The organism is Acetobacterium malicum subsp. dehalogenans DSM 11527, assembly GCF_000472665.1.
Lineage (GTDB): Bacteria > Bacillota > Clostridia > Eubacteriales > Eubacteriaceae > Acetobacterium > Acetobacterium malicum.
This window is the reverse complement of the sequence record NZ_AXAC01000047.1, coordinates 1-20,885: the sequence shown is the minus strand read 5'-3', so window position 1 is coordinate 20,885 and position 20,885 is coordinate 1. Positions and strand designations below refer to the sequence as shown.

Here is a 20,885-nt window from a genome sequence, read left to right as displayed (position 1 = left end):
TTAATTGTTTTTCTATTTTTTTTATATGCACAGGAAAGCACCTCTATTAATTATATTTAGAACCTCTATTGTGCGTTTTTTTAATCCCCGAAAGTATTGATTTCAGTGGGTTTCAGAGCAGTCAGATGGAACCAGAACGATCTCCTTTTTTTGCTATTAACGCTACAACTGTAGAAGCAACATTATCTGAAGCCGTTACTGAAATTGACAAAGCTGACTTTGCAGTTGAAGGCTTAGACGTTACTAATGCAGCAATCAAACAAACTGACAGCAAAGTAGTTGTATTATCAACAGCTACACAAGTTGGTGGACAAGTATATGGTTTATCTTACCAGGGAATTGACACTGGCTTAACCTTCACAGGTATTTCAGCAGTTCTTCCTACAGCAATCAAAATTGCTGATGGTACAAACTTTGTAACAGTTGGACAGGAATTCACAGTTTCAGCTACTGTTACTACAGCAGATGCTAACAAAGCTGGTATCCCTGTAACATTTAACATTAAGTCTCCAGCAGGAAGCTTAAACCAAAATATTATTGCAGAACGATACACAGATGCTAATGGTGTAGCAGAATACAAATACACCCGTTATGCAACAGATGTTGATAACGTATCTGTATATCCTACAGGCGCAGCAGCAGTTCGTGATGTAAGAGATATCACATGGTCTGCACAGCCAATGCTTTCAGTAGTTACTTCTGATACAAACGTAATTGCTAATGGCGCATCAAAAACTTACACAGTAACACTTCGAGACAGAAACACAGGAAATCCTGTTGGTGCTGGAAGCGTTATCCGCGTTCTGTTCAATGAAAACATTGGAACAGTTAACGGAACAACAGCAAGTGCTACAGACGTAAGCAATGCAACAACCGTTGTACCTTCTCAACGAGCTACAGGTGCAGCAACTACTCTTAACTTAACAACAAACGCAAGTGGTACAGTAACATTCAGTGTAACAGGTAGCAATACCAAAGCTACACCAATTATCTTCATCGATAATGGTGCTACACCACGATTAGATGCAACTGATCTTCAATTATGGGCACCACAAGTAACATTCCAGGGTGCACAAATTTCAGATCAAATCACAGTAACACCAGAAACTGAAGCAACCATCGCAGCTTCTGCTAACCGTGGTCGAGTTTACACCATGGAAGTTAAGAAAACTGATGGAACAGCATTTGCTGGTGGCGTTGTACAAGTAGCTTTCAATGAACTGATTGACAGCAACTTAGGAACAGCAACCGATGCAACATTCATCTGGTCTGATAGCGACAACAACTTAAGAACTACAGCTAGCAATGGCGTAGTAGCTGGCGTTCAGGCACCAACTGTTCCAGCAGGCTTCCCACGTCAAATGACTGTTCAGTTAAATGACGCTGGTAAAGCGACATTCATGGTTGCCAATGCGACACAAGCACAAACAGCTACACCAATCGTATGGATTGATCAAGATAGCACAACTGCTATTACTAACCATGTGTTAGAAGCAACTGAACCTAACGATTTAGGTGGCGTAACCGTAACAGAAGGTCAAACAGTTACATCTGCAAAACTTGATATTAACCAGGAATCACAAGGCGTTGGAACTGATGCAGTAGTAACCTATACTACTGAAGATCAAAACGGTGCAGCTTACATTGGCGCTGGAGATGGCAGTGTTCGTATTACTTACACTATTGCTAACACCGGTTCAAATGTATTAACTGTCAGCCGAAATGCAGCAGCTGATAACACAGCTGCAGGTACTTGGAGTGTTAATGGAGCAGCTAATGCAGCATTTGCACAACCGGCAGTATTAACAACCGTAAATCCAGGCATGAGTGCTACAATTGCAGTAACTCAGACAGCAGGATTAAACAACTCTAACTTCGTAGTAACAGCAGCTGGTGCTAGAATAAAAATAGTACAAATCGAAATGAGAAAATCCAAAATTAATAAAAATATGGTACGATAAAACAATTGTACTAAAGGAGGATCTCATTATGGCTAAGCAACATGATAAACAATTCAAATTGGATGCAGTCCGGTACTATGAAGAACACAAGGAACTCGGTCTGCGTGGATGCGCTGAAAATCTCGGCGTTGGTTACAGCACGCTGGGAAAATGGAGTAAGGAACTTCAGAACAGCGGCAGTATTGAAAGTCGGGGTTCAGGTAATTATGCATCCGATGAAAGTAAAGAAATTGCACGTTTAAAACGTGAGTTGCGTGATACCCAAGACGCGTTGGATGTCCTAAAAAAGGCCATTGGCATTCTGGGAAAATAACCGAAGCGATTTATGTTGAGGTTGCTAAAAAGGCGGAAGCTGCTCATCACGAGAAGCGCCGGGTTTCCGTCTCCGGAATGCTGCAAAAACTGGGTGTATCACGAACCGGGTATCGATCGTGGATCAACAGAAAACCATCGAATACCCAAAAACGACAGGAAGTTCTTAAAACCAAAATCGAGACCATTTATAACGACTCAAAGCAAAACTATGGTGCTCCGAAAATCACTGAAAAGTTGAAACAGAGCGGTGAAATAATTGCTGAGCGAACCGTCGGCAAATACATGAAACAAATGGGTATCAAAGCGCAGTGGATCAAACCTTATACGATCACGACTAAAGATTCTGACTTCAGTAAAAAACTCCGAAATATTCTTGACGAACAATTCAATCCCGAACGCCCCAATGCCGTCTGGTGCAGCGATATTACCTATATTTGGACAATGGACAGATTTTTTTATCTAACCAGTATCATGGATTTGTACTCCCGAAAAATCATTGCCTGGACACTGTCAAAAACAATGGAAATTTCCTGTGTAATCGACACCGTCAACAAAGCTAAAAACCGCCGAAAACTCGACGCGCCCTTGATTATTCACAGTGACCGCGGCAGTCAGTTCGTTTCAAAAGAATACCAGAAAGCAACGGCAAAAATGCAGCGAAGTTATTCTAAAAAGGCATATCCCTGGGATAATGCCTGCATTGAATCCTTTCATGCCATCATTAAACGTGAATGGCTCAATCGCTTCAAAATCCTTGATTATAACCATGCTTATCGACTGATCTTTGAGTATCTGGAAACCTTTTATAATACAACTCGTATTCATAGTCATTGCAATTATATGTCGCCGGATAATTTTGAAAAACTTTTTACTAAAATACAAAATCAAAATTTACCAATAGCAGGTTAAAATAACTGTGTTAAAACCTCATTTTAATTTGTACTAAATCTTGACATAGGACCAAGCAGCTCCTACTACTTACACAGTTAGCGCTCAAGGTTTAACAACAACTACTAATAAATCTTTAGTAGCAGCAACAAAAGTAGGTACTTTTGTAAATGAACTGTATGTAGATCAGATTTCTACTACAAACGGTGATTTTGTAACAGGTACAATCACAGCATTTGATACAGCTGATGCAGATTATGCAGCCGCTGGAGCAGCAAATGCACAAAGTGGACGAATTAAAATCTCAGTTGATGGTCAAGCAGGACAATTTGATTGGTTCACTTACAACAAAGGTTTAAATGGGGTTCAAATTGGTACAACACCAGATGATAACTTGTTTGTAGGAACTGACAGCGCATTTAATGGTAATACACCAGCAACAAACGCTCAGTTTGAAGCAGCATTATCAGTTGGTAACAAGGTAAGATTCCAAGTAGTAGCTCCTGGTAGTATTGCTGCTGTAAATAACATCAGCCTTTACAACTTAAATGCTACAAATAACACATCACAGGTTAATCAGACATTACCAGTAGTTGCACCTCCAGCTCCAACGGCAGTAGTATCTAATATGACTACTGTAGCCGGCGGAACAACTGGTGTAGTACAAGCTAACGGAACAGCAGTGTTTAACATTACTGATGCCGTTACACTATTAGCTGGAACACTGACAATCACAAAACCAAATAGTGACTTATTAAACGGTCAACAATTTACTGTGGTAGCTAATACAATTGATACATTAGCAGTTACTAACAACGCTGGTGTTGTAACTATTGCTTTAGCAAACGCAACAGCTGTGAATAACACTGATGTATTAATTACAGCAGCAATCCAAGCCTTAGGCGGTAATTTTGCTAATGTAACAGCAGCAACAAATGCCGGTCTTGGTGGTGGAGTAGGTTTCGTACCTACAACAATTGGAAACAGCCCACAAGCGATTGCAAATGGCGTAACAGCTATCGCACCAGTACGAGCAGATCATAATTTCACATTATTACAACAACTAGCAGTTGGAGAAACAATTACAGTTAACTACGGTGCGACTGTGGTTACTTTAACAGCTGGAACTGACTTTGGTGTTGGAGCTGATGTAAATACACAAGCAGCTAACATTGCAGCAGCATTAGACACAGCATTAAATGCACAAAATGTAACTGTCACAAGTGCAGCTGGTGTAATCCGTCTGTATCAAGACGCAACATTTGAAGCACCAGTTGTAGTAACTGTAGCTACAAACCCAGCAGCTAAATAACAAAATTAATTAAAAGAAGCCTGTTACTTAACTTATTGAGTTAGATAGTTTAGAAACAGAGAATAGAGACGATTCGGGTTCTTCGGGACTCGGGTCGTCTTTTCTTTTTTGGCAGCGCTAGAACATATGTTTAAACTCACTGAAAAATCTATGAGAATCTGTCTGGAAAAGATTTCAGAGTGAGCACTGTCATTCTGCTTTTATCTGTTTCCAATCAGTTGCGCCACTTTCCCATCATCCAAACTCACTGAAGAATCTAAATTCTCCAGCCAGTCCATCTTTTTTGTCCCTAAATTGCCGTCAGTGCCGACAGCCGTGTCAGAATGTTCTGTTGTGATTATTTGTTCCGGACTGGTGAGCCACACGATCTGATGTCAGAGCCACTCAATCCGGACGATGGTGCCAATGATTTCGGTGTCAGAGAAAGAATAATAGTTGTCACCATTGTCGAGACTGTCGAGAAAAACGGATTAAATTAAATGGCAATCACGGATTTCCCTGAGAAACGTTCCAAATTTCCCCACAATCATCGGTTCCCTGAATTAAACCCCAAACTCAAATACCGTATAATTTTGAAGATCATTGGCTTAAGCAGTCAATGGTCTTTAATACTTTTTTGGAGGAAATCAGCATGACCGATTTTGAAAAGAAAATCATTGAGGAATTAAAACTGGCACTGGAATATCAGGAACCCACCGGGGACTATGCCCAATGGCTGATGGGTATTAGTCTGCCCAGGGTGGTTGAGCGAAAAAATAATCAGCTGGTGATCACAGCCAGAGTTGTGGTCAAAACCAGCGATTCTGACTATGTGGATGGAATGGATATTGCCTTTTCCCTGGAACCCATCATTGATCCCAACTACTATCAGAACAACCCCGACTATCATGGTGGCAGTATTGAAGACAGTCAACCCTGGCTCAAAAAACATGGCAAAGTGATTCTTGAACAGATGGACAATCCCTTTGAAATGGTAAGTTTAAAAGATTTGTCAATGGATGAATTAAACCAGATAGAAAATAATTTCGATGAAAGTAGGTGTTCGAAGTGACCATGACCATTGAAAAGATCGAATTTCCTAGACGAGAAACCAAACAAAGCAAGTCTAAAAAAGCCCTGACAATTGATTCAGAGGATGAACCTGTGGAGACCGTTGAAGAAATCGATCCGGTTAGTGAGCAACAGGAAACTGACAAGTCATTTGCAAAACCCACTGCAGCAACAGCTACCATCAACGAAAGCATTTCTGCAATCCAAACTGCCTTTGAGAATCACCTGATGGAAGACGGCAAAGGATCAGCTACAATTGCCAGCTACACTGGTGACATTAAAGGATTCACGCTATGGTTGGATGAAAAGAAAATGCCATTTGACGGAAAACTGACACGGTTCTCCATCACCAGTTACCGGAAATACCTATTGGACAGCAACTACAGCGTCAATACCATTAATAAGAAAATCAACAGTCTCCATAGCTTCAACCATTTCCTGATTAGTCAGGGACTCTGCCATGAGAAAGTCGTCCATCCCAAAAAGGACAAGATTAAAGTTGCCCATGGCAGTGAAGCTGAAGTGGTTGTTTTTTCAGAAGATGAGGTGGAACGGTTGCTATTCTTCCTGGAAAACAAAGAACAGGTCGCCCTGCGTGACAAAACCCTAGTCTATATTCTCCTCTATGCTGGATTGAGAGTTAGCGAATTGGTGAATCTTAAAATTCAGGATCTGGATCTGTTGACCATGAGTCTTAAAGTTGTTGGCAAGGGAGGCAAATATCGGGAAGTACCATTAAAACCTGAAGTTGCTGAAATCATTAAGACCTATCTGGAAACAGATCGAAAGGAAAATCCCTATGCCACCAGTGGGTACTTGCTAGTCACCCAGCGATCAGGAAAGATGGATACGGATACCGTGAATAAGGCATTGAAGAAATTGGGAAAGATCTTAAACATGACCATTTTTCCCCATAAATTCAGGCACACATTCTGTACACGACTGCTAAAAAAGGGGGTAGATCTGACTACTGTTGCTAAATTAGCCGGACATGCCAACATCCAGACCACCGCCAGCTACTACATCAACACCAGCAGAGAAGACAAACAAGAAGCAGTGGGACTGTTGTAGTTTGAAACCTTGTGAAAAATGGCAACATCGCTGTGCGAATTTTCCAGTCAAAAGGCAGGGTTTGTTCCCAAAAATGCCGTCACTCCTGACAGTGCCGAAAAAGATTGACAGCACAGTCGCCACTGACGGCAAAAATGGTGCTAAAGGGGGTGACATCTTCAAAATTTAGTCACAAAATCTCAAATAGAAAGGGGGGATCAGGATGCCATTGTTTGTAGGAGGAATCATCGCTAGTGTAGTGACCTGTGTCATTGTCGAAGCCTACGTTCAGAAAGCCTGAAAATTAGCGGATTAAAAATAAAGGAATCAATGAAAGGAGAACACCATGCTATCATTGCTCACCGCCATTGGGACAGCTTCAGCCATTGAAGTTTTCACCAGTGGCTTCATGTTGGGACTAACCGCCTATGCAGCTACCAAAGAAACTCAGAAAAAGAAATAGTCAACCATCTAAAACCCTAACCTCAATTCAAAAAGAGGTTAGGGTACTATTTGCCACGAAAAATTAAATCAACACTATGAAGGGAAGAAATCATGTTAAAAGAAACCGCAGCCAAACGTGTCAATATTGTCTCATTAAGAATGGTCAAAGAAGGCAGCATCCTGTATGATGTCCGCCGAGTTAGTAGTCCATCTGAAGCAGCAGGATTGGGACGGAAATTCCTAGAAGAAGCCGACCGGGAGCAGGTCATTGTCTGTTGTCTGGACACTAAAAATCAACCCGTGTCGATGAATGTAGTGAGCCTGGGAACCATCAACAGTTCACTGGTGCACCCCAGGGAAGTTTTTAAAACAGCCATTTTGTCCAATGCTGCCAGCATCATTCTCTTCCACAATCATCCCAGCGGAGATCCCGAACCATCCACTGAAGACATTAACATCAGCAAACGCATTAAAGAAGTCGGTGAATTGGTAGGCATTGCGATGCTCGATCACGTCATCATTGGGTCTGAGGACAGCTTTTGTAGCTTGAAGGAAAAAGGTGAGTATTCCGCTGATTTAGAGCCACACAATCTCCTGCGCAGAGACACTTAATCCGATGCGGGGAGCCACCTGTTAAAAATTTCAAATCCGCTATAGAGAGCCACTATCGTAAGTATTAAAATGAAGCTACGGGATAACAGTTATACTTACGAAAGGAGGACATGTTAATGTCCAAAGAAAAACAAATTTTGCAGCTCCGCCTTAACCGTTTCTTACAATCCTGAACGCTCAGAAATCCTGATGCTGGATTCACTGGAAGAAGTTTGATTTTAAAACGTTTACTGTCGAAATTTATTTCAAATAAAACTGCCAACTATCTTGACAACGACCGGGCTCAAGAAATAGGAATAATCAAAATGTGTTGCGAAAATATAACTTAAGAGTTATAATGTAATCATAATTGAAAGGTAATTAATGTGTATGTACAAAATAGAATTCTACAGTGACCAGAATGGTAAAGAGCCAGTGTTGGAATATTTAGAAGAATTAGCAGGCAAAAATGACAAGGATAGCCGAATTAAACTAAACAAAATCAGAGACTATATGAAGATACTAAAAGAAAATGGAACAAGAGCTGGTGAGCCTTATGTCAAACACATAGAGGGTGAGATTTGGGAATTAAGACCGTTAAGAGATCGTATCTTATTTGTTGGATGGGATGGCAACCGATTTATTCTCCTACATTATTTCATGAAGAAGACACAGAAAACACCTAAAAGAGAAATTGAACAAGCGAAACGGAATATGAGAGATTTTGTTGAAAGGAGTATTGAAAATGAGTAAGACAAAAGTAAGTCCCATTGGATCAAGCTGGGATGAGTTTGAAAAAAGAACATTCACCCCGGAAGAAATAATGGAATCTGATTTGAGAGTGGCATTAATAAGCGAATTAATTCGTGCCAGAAATGATCAGGGTATCACTCAAAAGCAGCTGGAAGAAGCCAGTGGTGTCAAACAACCAGTCATAGCCAGAATGGAAAAAGGAACAACCGATCCCCAATTGATGACCATTTTAAAAATACTAAGACCACTAGGAAAAACCCTGGCCATCGTGCCAATTGAAGAAGAACCACACCGAAACGTTCATTTTAAAACATTTAAAAAGGGCAGTACATTCAAACAAAAACCCATTAGATAAATAGATTCAGTCCATCTTTTTTGTTCCCTAAATGCCGTCAGTAGTGTCAGTCGCGACAGATCAGCTGAATCAAACCCCAAACTCAAATACATATTATAATTTTGAAGATCATTGGCTTAAGCAGTCAATGGTCTTTAATACTTTTTTGGAGGAAACAAGCATGGCAACATTGGAACAGAAAATCATTGAGGAATTAAAATTGGCACTGGAATATCAGGAACCCACCGGGGACTATGCCCAATGGCTGATGGGTATTAGTCTGCCCAGCGTGATTGAGCGAAAAAATGATCAGCTGGTGATCACAGCCAGAGTTGTGGTTAAAACCAGTGACTCCGACTATGTCGATGGGATGGACATTGCCTTTTTCCTGGAACCCATCATTGATCCCAACTACTATCAGAACAGCCCCGACTACCATGGTGGCAGTATTGAAGACAGTCAACCCTGGCTCAAAAAACATGGCAAAGTAATTCTTGAACAGATGGACAATCCCTTTGAAATGGTAATTTTGAAAGATTTGTCAGTGGATGAATTAAATCAGTCAGAAAATAATTCCAATGAAAGTAGGTGTTCGAAATGACCATGACCATTGAAAAAATCGAATTCCCACGACGAGAAACCAAACAAAGCAAGACTAAGAAGAGTCTGACAATTGATTCGGATGATGAACCTGTGGAGACCGTTGAAGAAATCGATCCAGTTAGTGAGCAACTACAGGAAACTGACAAGTCATTTGCAAAATCCGCTACAGTAACAGCTACCATCAACGAAAGCATTTCTGCAATCCAAACTGCCTTTGAGAATCACCTGATGGAAGACGGCAAAGGATCAGCTACAATTGCCAGCTACACTGGTGACATTAAAGGATTCACGCTATGGTTGGATGAAAAGAAAATCTTCTTCCAACCACTGAATAAAGCTGTTGGTTTATGACGATCCCTAGTATCCGCCAGTTGAATGCTGGAAAAACTAATTCTATTCGGGATGAAGATCGTGTATAATAGGTTCGTAACCTGAAATTGGGGCAGCCCAATAGAAAATTAAAATGAGATGGCAGTTTTACACCAGTAAGTCGAAAACAAACGGAAGATGAGGAGACAGGTAATTGATGGAATTACAAATACATATAGTTGATGATTGGAAAAAACATTACCATGATAATATTGGAGAAACGGAGTTGGCGTCACAAAGCAACACAGGCGTTGGAGATAAGAGTTTAGTGATAAGCAGAAAAAACAAAATGCAGTCAAACAATTCTTTTAAGCAACAACTGGTTTGGTTAAAAAAGACCGAACGGATTATTCAGGAGAATATTAATTTGTTTATCGAAGGTTTACAGGAAGAAGGAATTGTGATTCCGAATGTGTTTATTTTTAATTTGCTGATAAAAAATGATCGCTGGTTTATTGCCGAAAAAAACAGCCAGATCATTTTTGAAGTTGAACACTGACATTTGCGAAAACCAGTCTGAAAGGAGCAAAATCGTTCAGATTGGTTTTTTTGGCAAAAAATTATTGTTATGAAGAGTTTTGGATGTTTAATTAAAAAAGGCAGTGATTAACGACAACCCCGGGTAGCGTGCTTGTGGAAATTAATGAGGTAGAAAATTGTGAAAATATCTCAAGTGAAGAACTGCTTTTGCCGATATTAGAAATAGCTTACTGTCAACAGACCGTATGTGCAGGTATAAAAATGAAAATATATGTGATCTATATGAAAAGGAGAAGGGGAAAATGAAAAAAATTTGTAAAAAGGTACTTTGTTTAGGTCTGATTCTTGTCATGCTTATCAGTATGATGCCGTTAGGTGTGCTGGCAGAGGGTGATGCGAACGAAATGGGCGATAATAACCTGGGTAGCAACAGCAATGAGGTGTTAGCAGCAGATGGAGAAGTTTTATTGCTGGATTCACAGCAAAATGAACCACTTGAAACCTCGGGACTATCAGCAGATGAACCCCAGGGATCAACCGACAAAAAAGCAACTCAAAGAATGATGGCATCGATGGAAACCATGGCCATTGACGGTTTTACCTTTATCCTGACCGACCAGGGGGCCATCATTACCGATTATGAGTATACCGATGGAGCTGGAAAAAATGTGGTGATTCCAGAAAAATTGGATGGAAAAAAAGTGGTGGGTATTGGTGACAATGCCTTTAGTGGGATGAATATCACATCGGTTGATTTTTCGGAGAACTATAACAACCTCCAGTTTATTGGGTCCGGGGCTTTTTTTGACTGTGATGAACTGGTAACGGTTGAATTGCCAACCTCAATAACCATGATCAATAACTACGACAGCAGTATCCCCTATGTTGGAAGCTTTGAAAACTGTGAAAAGCTGAAAACAGTCGAGATTCCCCAGGCGGTTACGGATATGGGGGTTGATGTTTTTAAAGATAGCGATTTGGTGAAAATTAATGGCGTAACAAAATCCTATGCGGAAGATTATGCTACCGAATATGGCATCACCTTTGTTGCAGTGGAATTGCCAGTGGTAACAAAACTTGAAATTGATAAAGCGTCGGGACAGAATATCGGCACCACCATAAAACTGACTGCAACAGCGGCAGGTGGGACGGCTCCCTACACCTATAAATTCTATTATGAATTGGGTGATCAGACGGCAATTGTGGCAGATTTTCAGGATGCCAGTTCTTTTGATTACCTGTTGACAAAACCGGGCAGCTACACTTTCTACGTTGTCGTTCAGGATGCCAATAGCAAAACCTATACCAAAGCCTATGCGGATTATACCGTCATTAATGAAGCGATTGTAACTCTGACAGCGGACAAAGAGTCCAGCCAGTATATCAATACCGATATCACGCTGACCGCAACTGTTGATGATAAAACTGGAACCGCCCCCTTTGTTTATAATTTTTATTATCAATTAGACTCAGAAACAGAGATCATCGAAGAAAACTCTGGTGACAATCAAGCCACCTTCAGACCATCTGAGGGAGGCATCTACACCTTATATGTGGCAGTCGAAGATGCTGAAGGGCTGGTTAGAACAGCGGAGATAAAGGATTACCTGATCGTTGATGATTTGAGCGTGGGAAGCTTCACGGCTGCTCCGACAAAAGAAGATACCAAAAGACCTGAGATCAATACTGTCGTCAAACTTGAAGCCCAGGGCGCTGGTGGAAAAACCGGCTATCAGTATCGATTTTACTATGAAGTAGCAGAAAAAACGGTTGCGATCCAGGGCTTTTCCAGTAAAAATACGGCTGAGTTTTCACCAACAACAGCAGGATCCTATACCTTGTACGTTGATGTCAAAAATGGCAGTGGCAAAGTCAGCACTCAGATGATCGAAGCCTATACAGTGGTCGATACCCCGGTGATCAACAGCCTGGTTACTGATCTGCCTTCGGGTCAGTCAGTTCAAACGCCGATTACCTTGACCGCTGATGTCAGTGGCGGAACCGAACCCTATCAGTATAAGTTCTTTTATCAGTTGGGCTCTGGCAGCAAAACACAGATCAGTGAGGATGAGGCCAGTAAAAATGATAACAAGATTATCTTTACTCCGACCGAAAAAGGAACCTATAAGTTGTACGTTGAAGTAAAAGATGCCGACCCTAACAGCAGTGTGGTCACCAAAATGATCTCCAGTTATAAGGTCATTCCTGAACTGGTGGGGAAATCATTGACCGCCAATAAGGCTTCAGGACAAAATATCAATACAATTATCAAATTGACAGCAACAGGTGCCGGTGGCAAAACACCGTATGAGTACGAGTTTTCTTATCAATTGGGTGCCAATGCTCCGGTCGTATTCCGAGATTATTCCAGAACCAAAACGGCTGATTTTGTGCCACTGGAAGCAGGGGACTATATCTTAACGGTCAAGATTAAAGATGCCAACGGCAGAATAGCAACAGCAACCTTGACACCGTATAGAGTTGTTAATAATCCAGTTGTGACAGCGTTTAAAACAAATCTTCCATCGGGACAATACGTTGGCACGGCAATCGGCCTGGTGGCTGAATCCAGCGGCGGAATTGGCCTAAACAGCTATAGTTTTACAGCGAAAAACGGCAGTAAGGATGCCAGCGCCGCTATCACTCAAACGGTGGCGGGCTCAGATACTGCAAGCTTTACACCGGTTCTGCCGGGTACCTATGTTTTGACTGTAACCATTACCGACACAGCCAGTGGTAAGGCCTCAAAAACCATTACCAACTACAAGGTGCTTCCTGGGGTCAGTGTGACCAGCTTTAGTGCCCGGACAAGTGCTGAAACCAATATCGGCGATAAGATTCCGTTATCGGCTTCAGCAACGGGGGGGAAATCACCCTATGAGTATCGATTTTATTACAAGTTAAATGGTGGTGTTGACGAGGTTGTTATTCAGGATTATTCCAAAACAAAATCAGCTGAGTTTGTCCCGACGGTATCAGGAAGTCATCAACTGTTTGTTCAGGTTCGGGATATCAACGGGATTGAAAGTCCCGAAAAGGCGCTTGGCAGCGGCGCTATTGTGGTGGCTAATAATCCAACGATCACCAATTTTAGCTGCAGTAAACCAAGTGGCCAATATGCCGGTGAAGAAATCAAGCTGACCGCAGCGGTGGCCGGTGGTACTGCCCCTTATACTTATGCCTTTTATTACAAGCTCGGTTCGGCTGGGGCTCCGGTGCTGATTGAAAGCAAAATTGTGACTGATCAGAGTTACACCACAAGCTTTTCAATCCCAACCGCTGGAACCTACACCTTATATGTGGAGGTTGAAGATTCCAGCGCAGCGAAAAAAGCTACCCGATCGATTGTTAACTATAACGTAATGGCAAAACCAGAGGCTTCTTCATTAAAAGCCAATAAGGTTTCGCCTTTAAATCTGGGTAATGCTTTGCGCCTGACGGCAACGGCAATCGGCGGCAAGGCGCCTTATGAATATGAGTTTACTTATCAATTAGGAGCTAACGCACCAGTGGTATTTAAAGACTTTTCAAAAGTCAAAACAGCGGATTTCCTGCCAACCCTGCCAGCCGAAGCAGGAACGTATCAGTTCTCAGTGAAAATTAAAGATGCTAACGGTGTCGTTAGCAACACGAAAATCCTTGACAGTGGAGCTTTCGTAATTGCCGATGATCCGGTTATTAGCAGTTTTAAAGCCGGGCTGCCCTCGGGTCAATATATCAATACCGCTATTCCGTTAACGGTTGATGCGGCTGGTGGAACAGCAGTAACCTATCATTATTATTATAAACTGGGTTCCGCAGCAGCGGTCGATATAAAAGCCGCCAGTCCTGATCTGACCGCCACCTTCACCCCACTCACGGCCGGCATCTATACTATCTATGTCGATGCAGTTGATGGTGTTTCAGGAAAGATCATAACTAAAACAATTAACAGCTATAAAGTCATTGATGTTTTAAGCGGCACCCTGACCCTAAGTAAAACGGCGGTAGCAATTAATGAAACCATCAGGATTACGGCTACGGCCGCAGATGGGAAAGCACCTTATCGTTATAAATTCTATTTCAAAAAAGATGGTGGAGCGGAACAACTGATCCGCAACTATTCAACCACCCGCACGGTTGATTTTAAACCCCAGGAAGCCGGTACTTATAAGGTATACATTGAAATAACTGATAATGACAAAAATACTGCTCCTGTTGTTGTTGAAAGCGCCGATATCACCGTGACCTGATCGATAAAGCAAGCGAGTGATGCAACTACCTTTTCAATCATCATAATATCAGCCACACCATTGCAATAACGGATCAGAAGGTGTAAAATGAAACAAGCAAACTGAATCGTTATAAGAATGGAGAATTGGTATGAAAAAAATCACAGTAAGTATTTTGACAGTAGTATTAATGATGTCGTTCGGTTTTGTCAGCAATGTCTTTGCCGGCAATATAGAATCTGAAAGCACCGATCTGGTCGGCGTTAGCTATCGCACCCATGTTCAGAACGAAGGCTGGGAAACGACCTGGGCAGCAGACGGTCAGGTGGCAGGCACCCAGGGAAAAGGGTTGCGGCTGGAAGGAATCGAAATTAAATTAACCGGTACCAGTCTTCCTGAAAATGGTGGCATTGAGTACCGCACCCATGTCGAAAATGAAGGCTGGGAAACTGATTGGGCAACAGACGGTGAAGCAGCTGGAACAGAAGGTAAGGGTCTACGTTTAGAAGGCATTCAGATCAGACTGGTCAACATGCCATCTAATTATTCGGTAGAGTACCGCACCCATGTCCAGAACGAAGGTTGGGAAACCGACTGGGCTGTTGATGGTGAATCGGCCGGGACAGAAGGAAAAGGTCTGCGTCTGGAAGGGATTGAAATTAAGATTATCCGCAACGGATCGGATTTAAGTGCATATACTGCCGCATTAGCTGCGGTTAAACAGGCTGATTATACAGTCGGTTCCTGGGCAACCTACCAGACCGTGGTAGCAGCAAATGTGGTTACCGCAGACGATCTTCAGACAAAGGTGGATGCAGCAACCGCAGCGATCACGGCAGCCCAGACCAAACTTGTCAAAGCCCCAAATCTGACTGCTTACTATGCAGCTTTATCAGCAGTCAGTCAGGCAAATTATACCACCGCATCATGGACAGTCTATCAGTTAGTGGTATCCGCTAATGTGGTAACCTTTGAAGATCCGCAGACAAAGGTGGATACGGCTACCGCAGCGATCACGGCGGCTCAGGCCAACTTAGTCAAATTAGCCGATATGACCGCCTACAATAAGGTGTTTTATGCAATTACTGAAGTCCAGGTCAAGACTGGTTGGACAGCTTATAAGGCCGTGTTGGATGCCAATATAGTGACAAACCAGAACACTCAGGCCCAGGTTGATGCAGCCACCGCGGCAATCGTTGAGGCGCAGAAAAAACTGGAGTTATATTCAGATATGACCGCTTTTGACCAGGCCATTGCATTGTATATTCAGTACGGTGCCAATGCCAGTAACGCCCCTTATTCAACGGCGACCTGGACGCCCTATGCAGATCGTTGTGAATTATACGGAACCCTTACCAATGGCAAATGGGCTTATGATGTGGTCTCAAAAAATAGCACTCAATCAACCGTTGATGCGGCCACCGATTATATTAATGTGGCCATCAATAATCTGGTGGGAGCGGCAGACTTAACTGTCTTCAACGCCGCGAAAGCGATCAAAGTAACCGATGGACCATACACCACCGCATCTTTTAGCGTTTACACGACCGATCCCCGGGTTACCGCCATTACCGAAATACCCATAGCGACAATGAAGGGGTATACCCAGGCGGTAGTAGATGGCTACACAACCATTTTAAAAGCCCTACAGGAAGAAATACTGGTGTTGGGGTCGGATCTCACCGCCTACACCGAGGCTTTGAACTCAGTAAAACAGGCCAATTACACCACCGTATCCTGGTCGGCTTATCAGGCGGTGGTAGCAGCCAATGTCGTAACATCGGATAACACCCAGGCTCAGGTCAATACCGCCACCCAGGCGATTATAACCGCTCAGAAAAATCTGGTGTATTCAGGTGCCTATGTCGTGGCCAATGCCAATCTGGATAGTGCCCATTTTGAGGTGCAAGGTGTGGGTGACAACATTATCACCCGGGCCAAAGAACTGATCACCGGGAGCGGTTACAATGTTGCAAAATATGCGGTAACATTTACCCGAGTAGATAATGGAACCGCTGTGATCAACCCGACTACCGGAGCAATCACAAACATCGGCAATGGTTCAGCAACGGTAACCTTTACCATTACCCCGGTTGACAGTTCAGCACCAGCCACCACGGCAAATGTGGTTATGGTGTTGAATTAGTAACAGCTGAAAGATTAAGACAAGGGAGTGTTTCCCTTGTCTTTTTTTTCGTTTTATGATATAAAATAAAGTCAAGTAAATGTTTAAAAACAGCTTTAATTTAAAATCAAAAACGGACAGCGTTAAAGAAAAAACGCCAAATGACGATAATAAGACTAGGATACAAAAGTGATGGCATTTTTGCGGGGATAAACATCAATCGATTTCATCATATTACCCTGCACAAATAACCGATAATCTAACGGAGGATTAAAAAAATGACGAAAAAAATAACAGTGCCGATTATTTCAACAGTATTATTGATGTCGATGATTTTTTCACCAACTACATTTGCTGCGACCGGACAGATTGGTACGTCAGCAACAGCGGTCGGGGTAAAATATAAAACCCATATTCAGGACAAAGGCTGGGAAAGCGTCTGGAAAAACGATGGCAGCCTGTCTGGGACTGTTGGTGAATCAAAGCGTCTGGAAGCAATGAGAATTGAACTGACCGGGTCTGTTCCAGCTGGCGCTGAAATTCTTACTTATGTTCATGTTCAAAACGAAGGCGATCTGGGCCCCTTTTCCATGGGCGATCTGGCTGGTACTGAAGGCAAGGGCTTACGGATGGAGCGGATCAAACTGGTTCTGAAGGACTTGCCTGGTTATACTCTAAAATACAATGTTCAGGTTCAGAATATCGGCTGGTTAAAAGACGAAACCGACGATTCTACCTGGTTTGTCAGCGGGGATACTGCTGGGACTACCGGTAAAGGTTATCGCCTGGAAGCAATCCGGATTAAACTGGTGGAAGTCAACAAATATCTGCAGTTTTACTATGAGGCCTTGTCATCGGTTGAACAATATCTGTATACTGAAGAATCATGGGCCGATTATCAGGTGGTTGTCAAAGCCAATGTCGTCACGGAAGATAGTACCAATACCCAGATTTTGGCCGCCACCCGAGCGATTCTGGCGGCCCAGGCTGATCTGGTCGAAGGCATGGATTTTCGCGCCTATATGGCGGCCATCAATGCTGTCAAAGAAGTCGAGTGTACCCCGGATACCTGGGGCGAATATCAACAGGTGCTGGATGAAAATGTGATGACTCAGGATAATACCCAGGCTGAAATTGATGCCGCCACAGCAATTATTTTAAAAGCTCAGAAAAAGCTCCAAATGAAGGTCAATCTGACGGCCTATCTAAATGCTCTGGAATCCGTCAGAGAAGCCGACTATACCACCGGTTCATGGGCAGAATATCAGCAGGTTCTGATTGATAACGCCATGACTGAAAATAACAGCCAGACTGAAGTGGATGCGGCCACTGAAAGAATTGTCAATGCGCAAAAGAAAATGGTCAGAAAGTTTGATTTTACCGCCTATGATGCCCTCCTGGCCGCCGTTAAAGAAGAAGATTACACCGATGTGTCCTGGACGGTTTATCAAAAAGTGGTGCGTGCCAACGTGGTCACCGAAAATGATACCCAGACAGACATTGAAGCAGCGATCAAAAATATTGAAGCCGCTCAGGCAAAACTGGTCAGAGCTGGCGATCTTACCGAATATCAAGCAGTCATCGATTCGGCGAAAAAAGCCGATTACACGGCCGCTTCCTGGACCGCTTACAAGAAGGTGCTGGAGGCCAATGAAGTAACCCGAAAAAATACCCAGGCCGAAATTGATGCCGCCACCGCCAATATTCTGGCCGCTCAGATAAAATTGCTGAAATCGGCTGGAGATATGGAAGAGTATCTGGATGCCTTGGCACAGGCAGAAGAAGATAACTATACCACCGCCTCCTGGGCTGTTTACAAAAAAGTGCTGGATGCCAATGAGGTTACCCCAGCCAGCGGTCAAACCGCCATTGATGCCGCCACTGCAAAAATTCTAGTGGCTCAGAAAAGCCTGGTACCAGTGGGAGAAATGGAAAAATATCTGGCCGCACTGGCGGCGGTGGTCAAGACCGACTATACTACCGCCTCCTGGGCCACCTATATGAAGGTGGTGGACGCCAATGAGGTCAACCGCTACAGCGGCCAGACCGTCATTGATGCCGCTACCGCAAAAATAAAAGCCGCTCAGAAAAATCTCGTTAAAGGCGGAGTAATGACGGCTTATAATACCCTGCTTGCCGCTTATCCGGAGGCCAGCGCTAACCTTTATACATCCAAAACCTGGGCCGCCTACCAGAAGGTTCTGGATGCCAATGTGATGACCGCCGATAAAGGCCAGGCCGCCATTGATGCGGCGATTGTAAAAATCAAAGCCGCCCAGAAAACCCTGGTGCTACGGGGATCGACGGTCAAGTATGAAGCTGCTTATGCTGCTAAACTAGAAGCAGAATATACGCCGGTTACCTGGGCAGTCTATCAGAAGGTGCTGGATGCGAACGAACTGGTCATCGATGCCGATACCCATACCAACGATAATCCCCAGGCGGTCATTGATGCTGCCACTAAAAAAATCACCGATGCCCAGAAAAAACTGGTCTACCGAGCGGGAATCAGCATCTATCAGAAATATAAAACACTGGTGGAATCCGTTTCGGTCAATAAGGATATCTATACCAAAATATCCTGGGCAGCTTATAAAAAAATAGCCGATGCCAACATCATGACGCCAGAAAAATCAGAAGCGGAAATTATAACGGCGATGGGGAAAATTGAGACCGCTCAGGAATCGCTGGTAAAAAAGGGTATCACTACTACCTATGATCTGGAGTATACGGAGTTTGACGGCAAGGAACCAGAATACACAACCTTTGGCTGGACCGCCTATCAGAAGGTGTTAGACAACAAGATCAATATCATGACGGTGGAAAACAGCCAGGCTGAAATTGATGCTGCCACGAAAAGAATCATCGAGGCTCAGAAAAAATTGGCCGGTTACAAGGCGCCGGCTGAACTGAAGTATTACACCGAAGCGATTGCTGACTATGCCGGCAGAAAAGCTGAATTTAAACCAGACTCCTGGTTGATATATCAGAAGGTGATAACTGATAATTATGTCGATAAAGACAGTACCTCCAGCGCGATTCTTGCGGCAACCCAAAACATTCTCACGGCTCAGAAACAACTGGCCAGCAATGCCGATCTGACCGGATTCCTGGATGCCATTGAGCTTTATCGGCAATATCAACTACTTTTGGGAACAGATAAAGATTTTTCAGGCCATGTGACGGATGCGTCCTGGGATGCCTATGCAGTCAAGGTGCAAGAATATGCAAGCTTTGATAAAGCAAAAAATTGGCAATGGGATCAATACGGAAAAAAACCTACCGATATCACCCAGGCCTCCGGTGAAGCAGCGGTAAATGGTGCAACCAATACCTTAAATAATCTTAAAGCTGCGTTTGTTTATAGGGATGACGTTGGACACGAGTATAAACAGGCATATGATGCTTACGACAAAGCTATGATGCTGCCAGCTGATACAACGCCAGAAAGTTTCACAACCTCTTCCTATGGTTTATACATGGTTGATAAAAATCTCAACACGATCTTACCGGAAGACCGGATTAAGACGGATTTGGCCGTTATAATAAAAAAAACCGGCTATATGGTTACGGCAATAAAGCAACTGGTTCCCCGGGCTTCAAAGGCGAATGTGGCTCTGTTCGTTGCAGAAAAAGATGCATATGAATTCAAATTAAATAATGAAATGTATTATGATAAGGCAACCAGCAAATACATTGCCGACAAGTGCTTATACACACTGGCATCCTGGGAGCCTTATGAAGCTGCTTATAAAAAGTATACCATTACTCTCGATACCAAGCTGTATCCGGAGGATGATGTGGACAAAACCTTTACTGATGCAACTCAGGAATTAGCAGCTCTCAGAGCTGCTCTTAAGAGCACCACAGCAACGCCGACAGCACCAGTAATTGCAACAGCCAGTACAATTGCAAATGGAGCAGCAAATCCGACAGTAACCGTGACAGGAACGAACTTCAAAGCGGGGATGACAGCAGCGGACTTAACAGTAGATGCAGGAACAACGGGCTTGACATTAGGAACAGTGAACCGTGTAAGCGCAACACAAGTAACGGTAGCATTTACAGGAACAGCAGCAGCTGGAAATGCGACAATTCAGGCAAAAACATCAGCGTTTGATCCAGCAGGAGTATCAGCAAGCAATACCTTAACAGTAACTGTACCGGCGACAGCACCAGTAATTGCAACAGCCAGTACAATTGCAAATGGAGCAGCTAATCCGACAGTAACCGTGACAGGAACGAACTTCAAAGCAGGGATGACAGCAGCGGACTTAACAGTAGATGCAGGAACAACGGGCTTAACATTGGGAACAGTGAACCGTGTAAGCGCAACAGAAGTAACGATAGCATTTACAGGAACAGCAGCAGCTGGAAATGTGACAATTCAGGCAAAAAC

The 20,885-nt window shown here is 43.2% G+C and carries 14 protein-coding genes and 1 pseudogene; all 15 read left to right on the top strand.

Annotated elements, in window-relative coordinates; all coding sequences use genetic code 11:
- Positions 1 to 125: 125 nt before the first annotated feature.
- A complete protein-coding gene (locus A3KS_RS0115700) occupies positions 126 to 1,961 on the top strand; it encodes a hypothetical protein (RefSeq protein ID WP_026395710.1) in 1,836 nt (611 codons plus the stop codon).
- Positions 1,962 to 1,989: 28 nt separating this feature from the next.
- Complete coding sequence (locus A3KS_RS0115695) at positions 1,990 to 2,274, top strand: transposase (protein ID WP_026395709.1); 285 nt, start codon at positions 1,990 to 1,992, stop codon at positions 2,272 to 2,274.
- Complete coding sequence (locus A3KS_RS0115690; protein WP_026395708.1) at positions 2,271 to 3,185, top strand: IS3 family transposase; 915 nt, start codon at positions 2,271 to 2,273, stop codon at positions 3,183 to 3,185. The genes A3KS_RS0115695 and A3KS_RS0115690 overlap by 4 nt, the downstream gene beginning before the upstream one ends.
- A 373-nt stretch (positions 3,186 to 3,558) precedes the next feature.
- Positions 3,559 to 4,476: a hypothetical protein gene (locus tag A3KS_RS0115685; RefSeq protein ID WP_026395707.1), complete on the top strand. Its 918-nt coding sequence runs from the start codon at positions 3,559 to 3,561 to the stop codon at positions 4,474 to 4,476.
- A gap of 631 nt (positions 4,477 to 5,107) precedes the next feature.
- Complete coding sequence (locus tag A3KS_RS0115680; RefSeq protein WP_026395706.1) at positions 5,108 to 5,527, top strand: hypothetical protein; 420 nt, start codon at positions 5,108 to 5,110, stop codon at positions 5,525 to 5,527.
- A gap of 2 nt (positions 5,528 to 5,529) precedes the next feature.
- On the top strand, positions 5,530 to 6,597 hold the full coding sequence (locus tag A3KS_RS0115675) for a tyrosine-type recombinase/integrase (RefSeq protein WP_084505039.1): 1,068 nt from the start codon (positions 5,530 to 5,532) through the stop codon (positions 6,595 to 6,597).
- Positions 6,598 to 7,131: 534 nt separating this feature from the next.
- Positions 7,132 to 7,632: a JAB domain-containing protein gene (locus A3KS_RS21585; protein ID WP_051355938.1), complete on the top strand. Its 501-nt coding sequence runs from the start codon at positions 7,132 to 7,134 to the stop codon at positions 7,630 to 7,632.
- Positions 7,633 to 8,046: 414 nt separating this feature from the next.
- Positions 8,047 to 8,364, top strand: a complete 318-nt coding sequence (locus A3KS_RS0115660; protein ID WP_341349855.1) for a type II toxin-antitoxin system RelE/ParE family toxin — start codon at positions 8,047 to 8,049, stop codon at positions 8,362 to 8,364.
- Complete coding sequence (locus A3KS_RS21580; RefSeq protein ID WP_051355937.1) at positions 8,357 to 8,719, top strand: helix-turn-helix domain-containing protein; 363 nt, start codon at positions 8,357 to 8,359, stop codon at positions 8,717 to 8,719. Before A3KS_RS0115660 ends, A3KS_RS21580 begins: the two co-directional genes overlap by 8 nt.
- A 160-nt stretch (positions 8,720 to 8,879) precedes the next feature.
- On the top strand, positions 8,880 to 9,299 hold the full coding sequence (locus tag A3KS_RS0115650) for a hypothetical protein (RefSeq protein WP_026395703.1): 420 nt from the start codon (positions 8,880 to 8,882) through the stop codon (positions 9,297 to 9,299).
- Positions 9,296 to 9,652: a hypothetical protein gene (locus tag A3KS_RS0115645; protein ID WP_026395702.1), complete on the top strand. Its 357-nt coding sequence runs from the start codon at positions 9,296 to 9,298 to the stop codon at positions 9,650 to 9,652. Before A3KS_RS0115650 ends, A3KS_RS0115645 begins: the two co-directional genes overlap by 4 nt.
- A 175-nt stretch (positions 9,653 to 9,827) precedes the next feature.
- Entirely contained in the window at positions 9,828 to 10,169 is a 342-nt protein-coding gene (locus tag A3KS_RS0115640; protein WP_026395701.1) for a hypothetical protein, read from the top strand.
- 283 nt (positions 10,170 to 10,452) lie between these two features.
- Complete coding sequence (locus A3KS_RS0115635; RefSeq protein WP_026395700.1) at positions 10,453 to 14,382, top strand: leucine-rich repeat protein; 3,930 nt, start codon at positions 10,453 to 10,455, stop codon at positions 14,380 to 14,382.
- Between the two features lie 130 nt (positions 14,383 to 14,512).
- Positions 14,513 to 16,507 (top strand): Ig domain-containing protein, encoded by a 1,995-nt coding sequence (locus A3KS_RS22820; RefSeq protein WP_051355936.1) that lies wholly within the window; start codon positions 14,513 to 14,515, stop codon positions 16,505 to 16,507.
- Positions 16,508 to 16,764: 257 nt separating this feature from the next.
- Positions 16,765 to 20,885: pseudogene (locus tag A3KS_RS22815) on the top strand (hypothetical protein); the annotation flags it as partial.

Bases quoted from the DNA above. Each gene is read 5' to 3' on its own strand.
- A3KS_RS0115700 (WP_026395710.1), top strand. From the start codon at position 126: ATGGAACCAGAACGATCTCCTTTTTTTGCTATTAACGCTACAACTGTA.
- A3KS_RS0115695 (WP_026395709.1), top strand. From the start codon at position 1,990: ATGGCTAAGCAACATGATAAACAATTCAAATTGGATGCAGTCCGGTAC.
- A3KS_RS0115680 (WP_026395706.1), top strand. From the start codon at position 5,108: ATGACCGATTTTGAAAAGAAAATCATTGAGGAATTAAAACTGGCACTG.
- A3KS_RS0115675 (WP_084505039.1), top strand. From the start codon at position 5,530: ATGACCATTGAAAAGATCGAATTTCCTAGACGAGAAACCAAACAAAGC.
- A3KS_RS21585 (WP_051355938.1), top strand. From the start codon at position 7,132: ATGTTAAAAGAAACCGCAGCCAAACGTGTCAATATTGTCTCATTAAGA.
- A3KS_RS21580 (WP_051355937.1), top strand. From the start codon at position 8,357: ATGAGTAAGACAAAAGTAAGTCCCATTGGATCAAGCTGGGATGAGTTT.
- A3KS_RS0115650 (WP_026395703.1), top strand. From the start codon at position 8,880: ATGGCAACATTGGAACAGAAAATCATTGAGGAATTAAAATTGGCACTG.
- A3KS_RS0115645 (WP_026395702.1), top strand. From the start codon at position 9,296: ATGACCATGACCATTGAAAAAATCGAATTCCCACGACGAGAAACCAAA.
- A3KS_RS0115640 (WP_026395701.1), top strand. From the start codon at position 9,828: ATGGAATTACAAATACATATAGTTGATGATTGGAAAAAACATTACCAT.
- A3KS_RS0115635 (WP_026395700.1), top strand. From the start codon at position 10,453: ATGAAAAAAATTTGTAAAAAGGTACTTTGTTTAGGTCTGATTCTTGTC.
- A3KS_RS22820 (WP_051355936.1), top strand. From the start codon at position 14,513: ATGAAAAAAATCACAGTAAGTATTTTGACAGTAGTATTAATGATGTCG.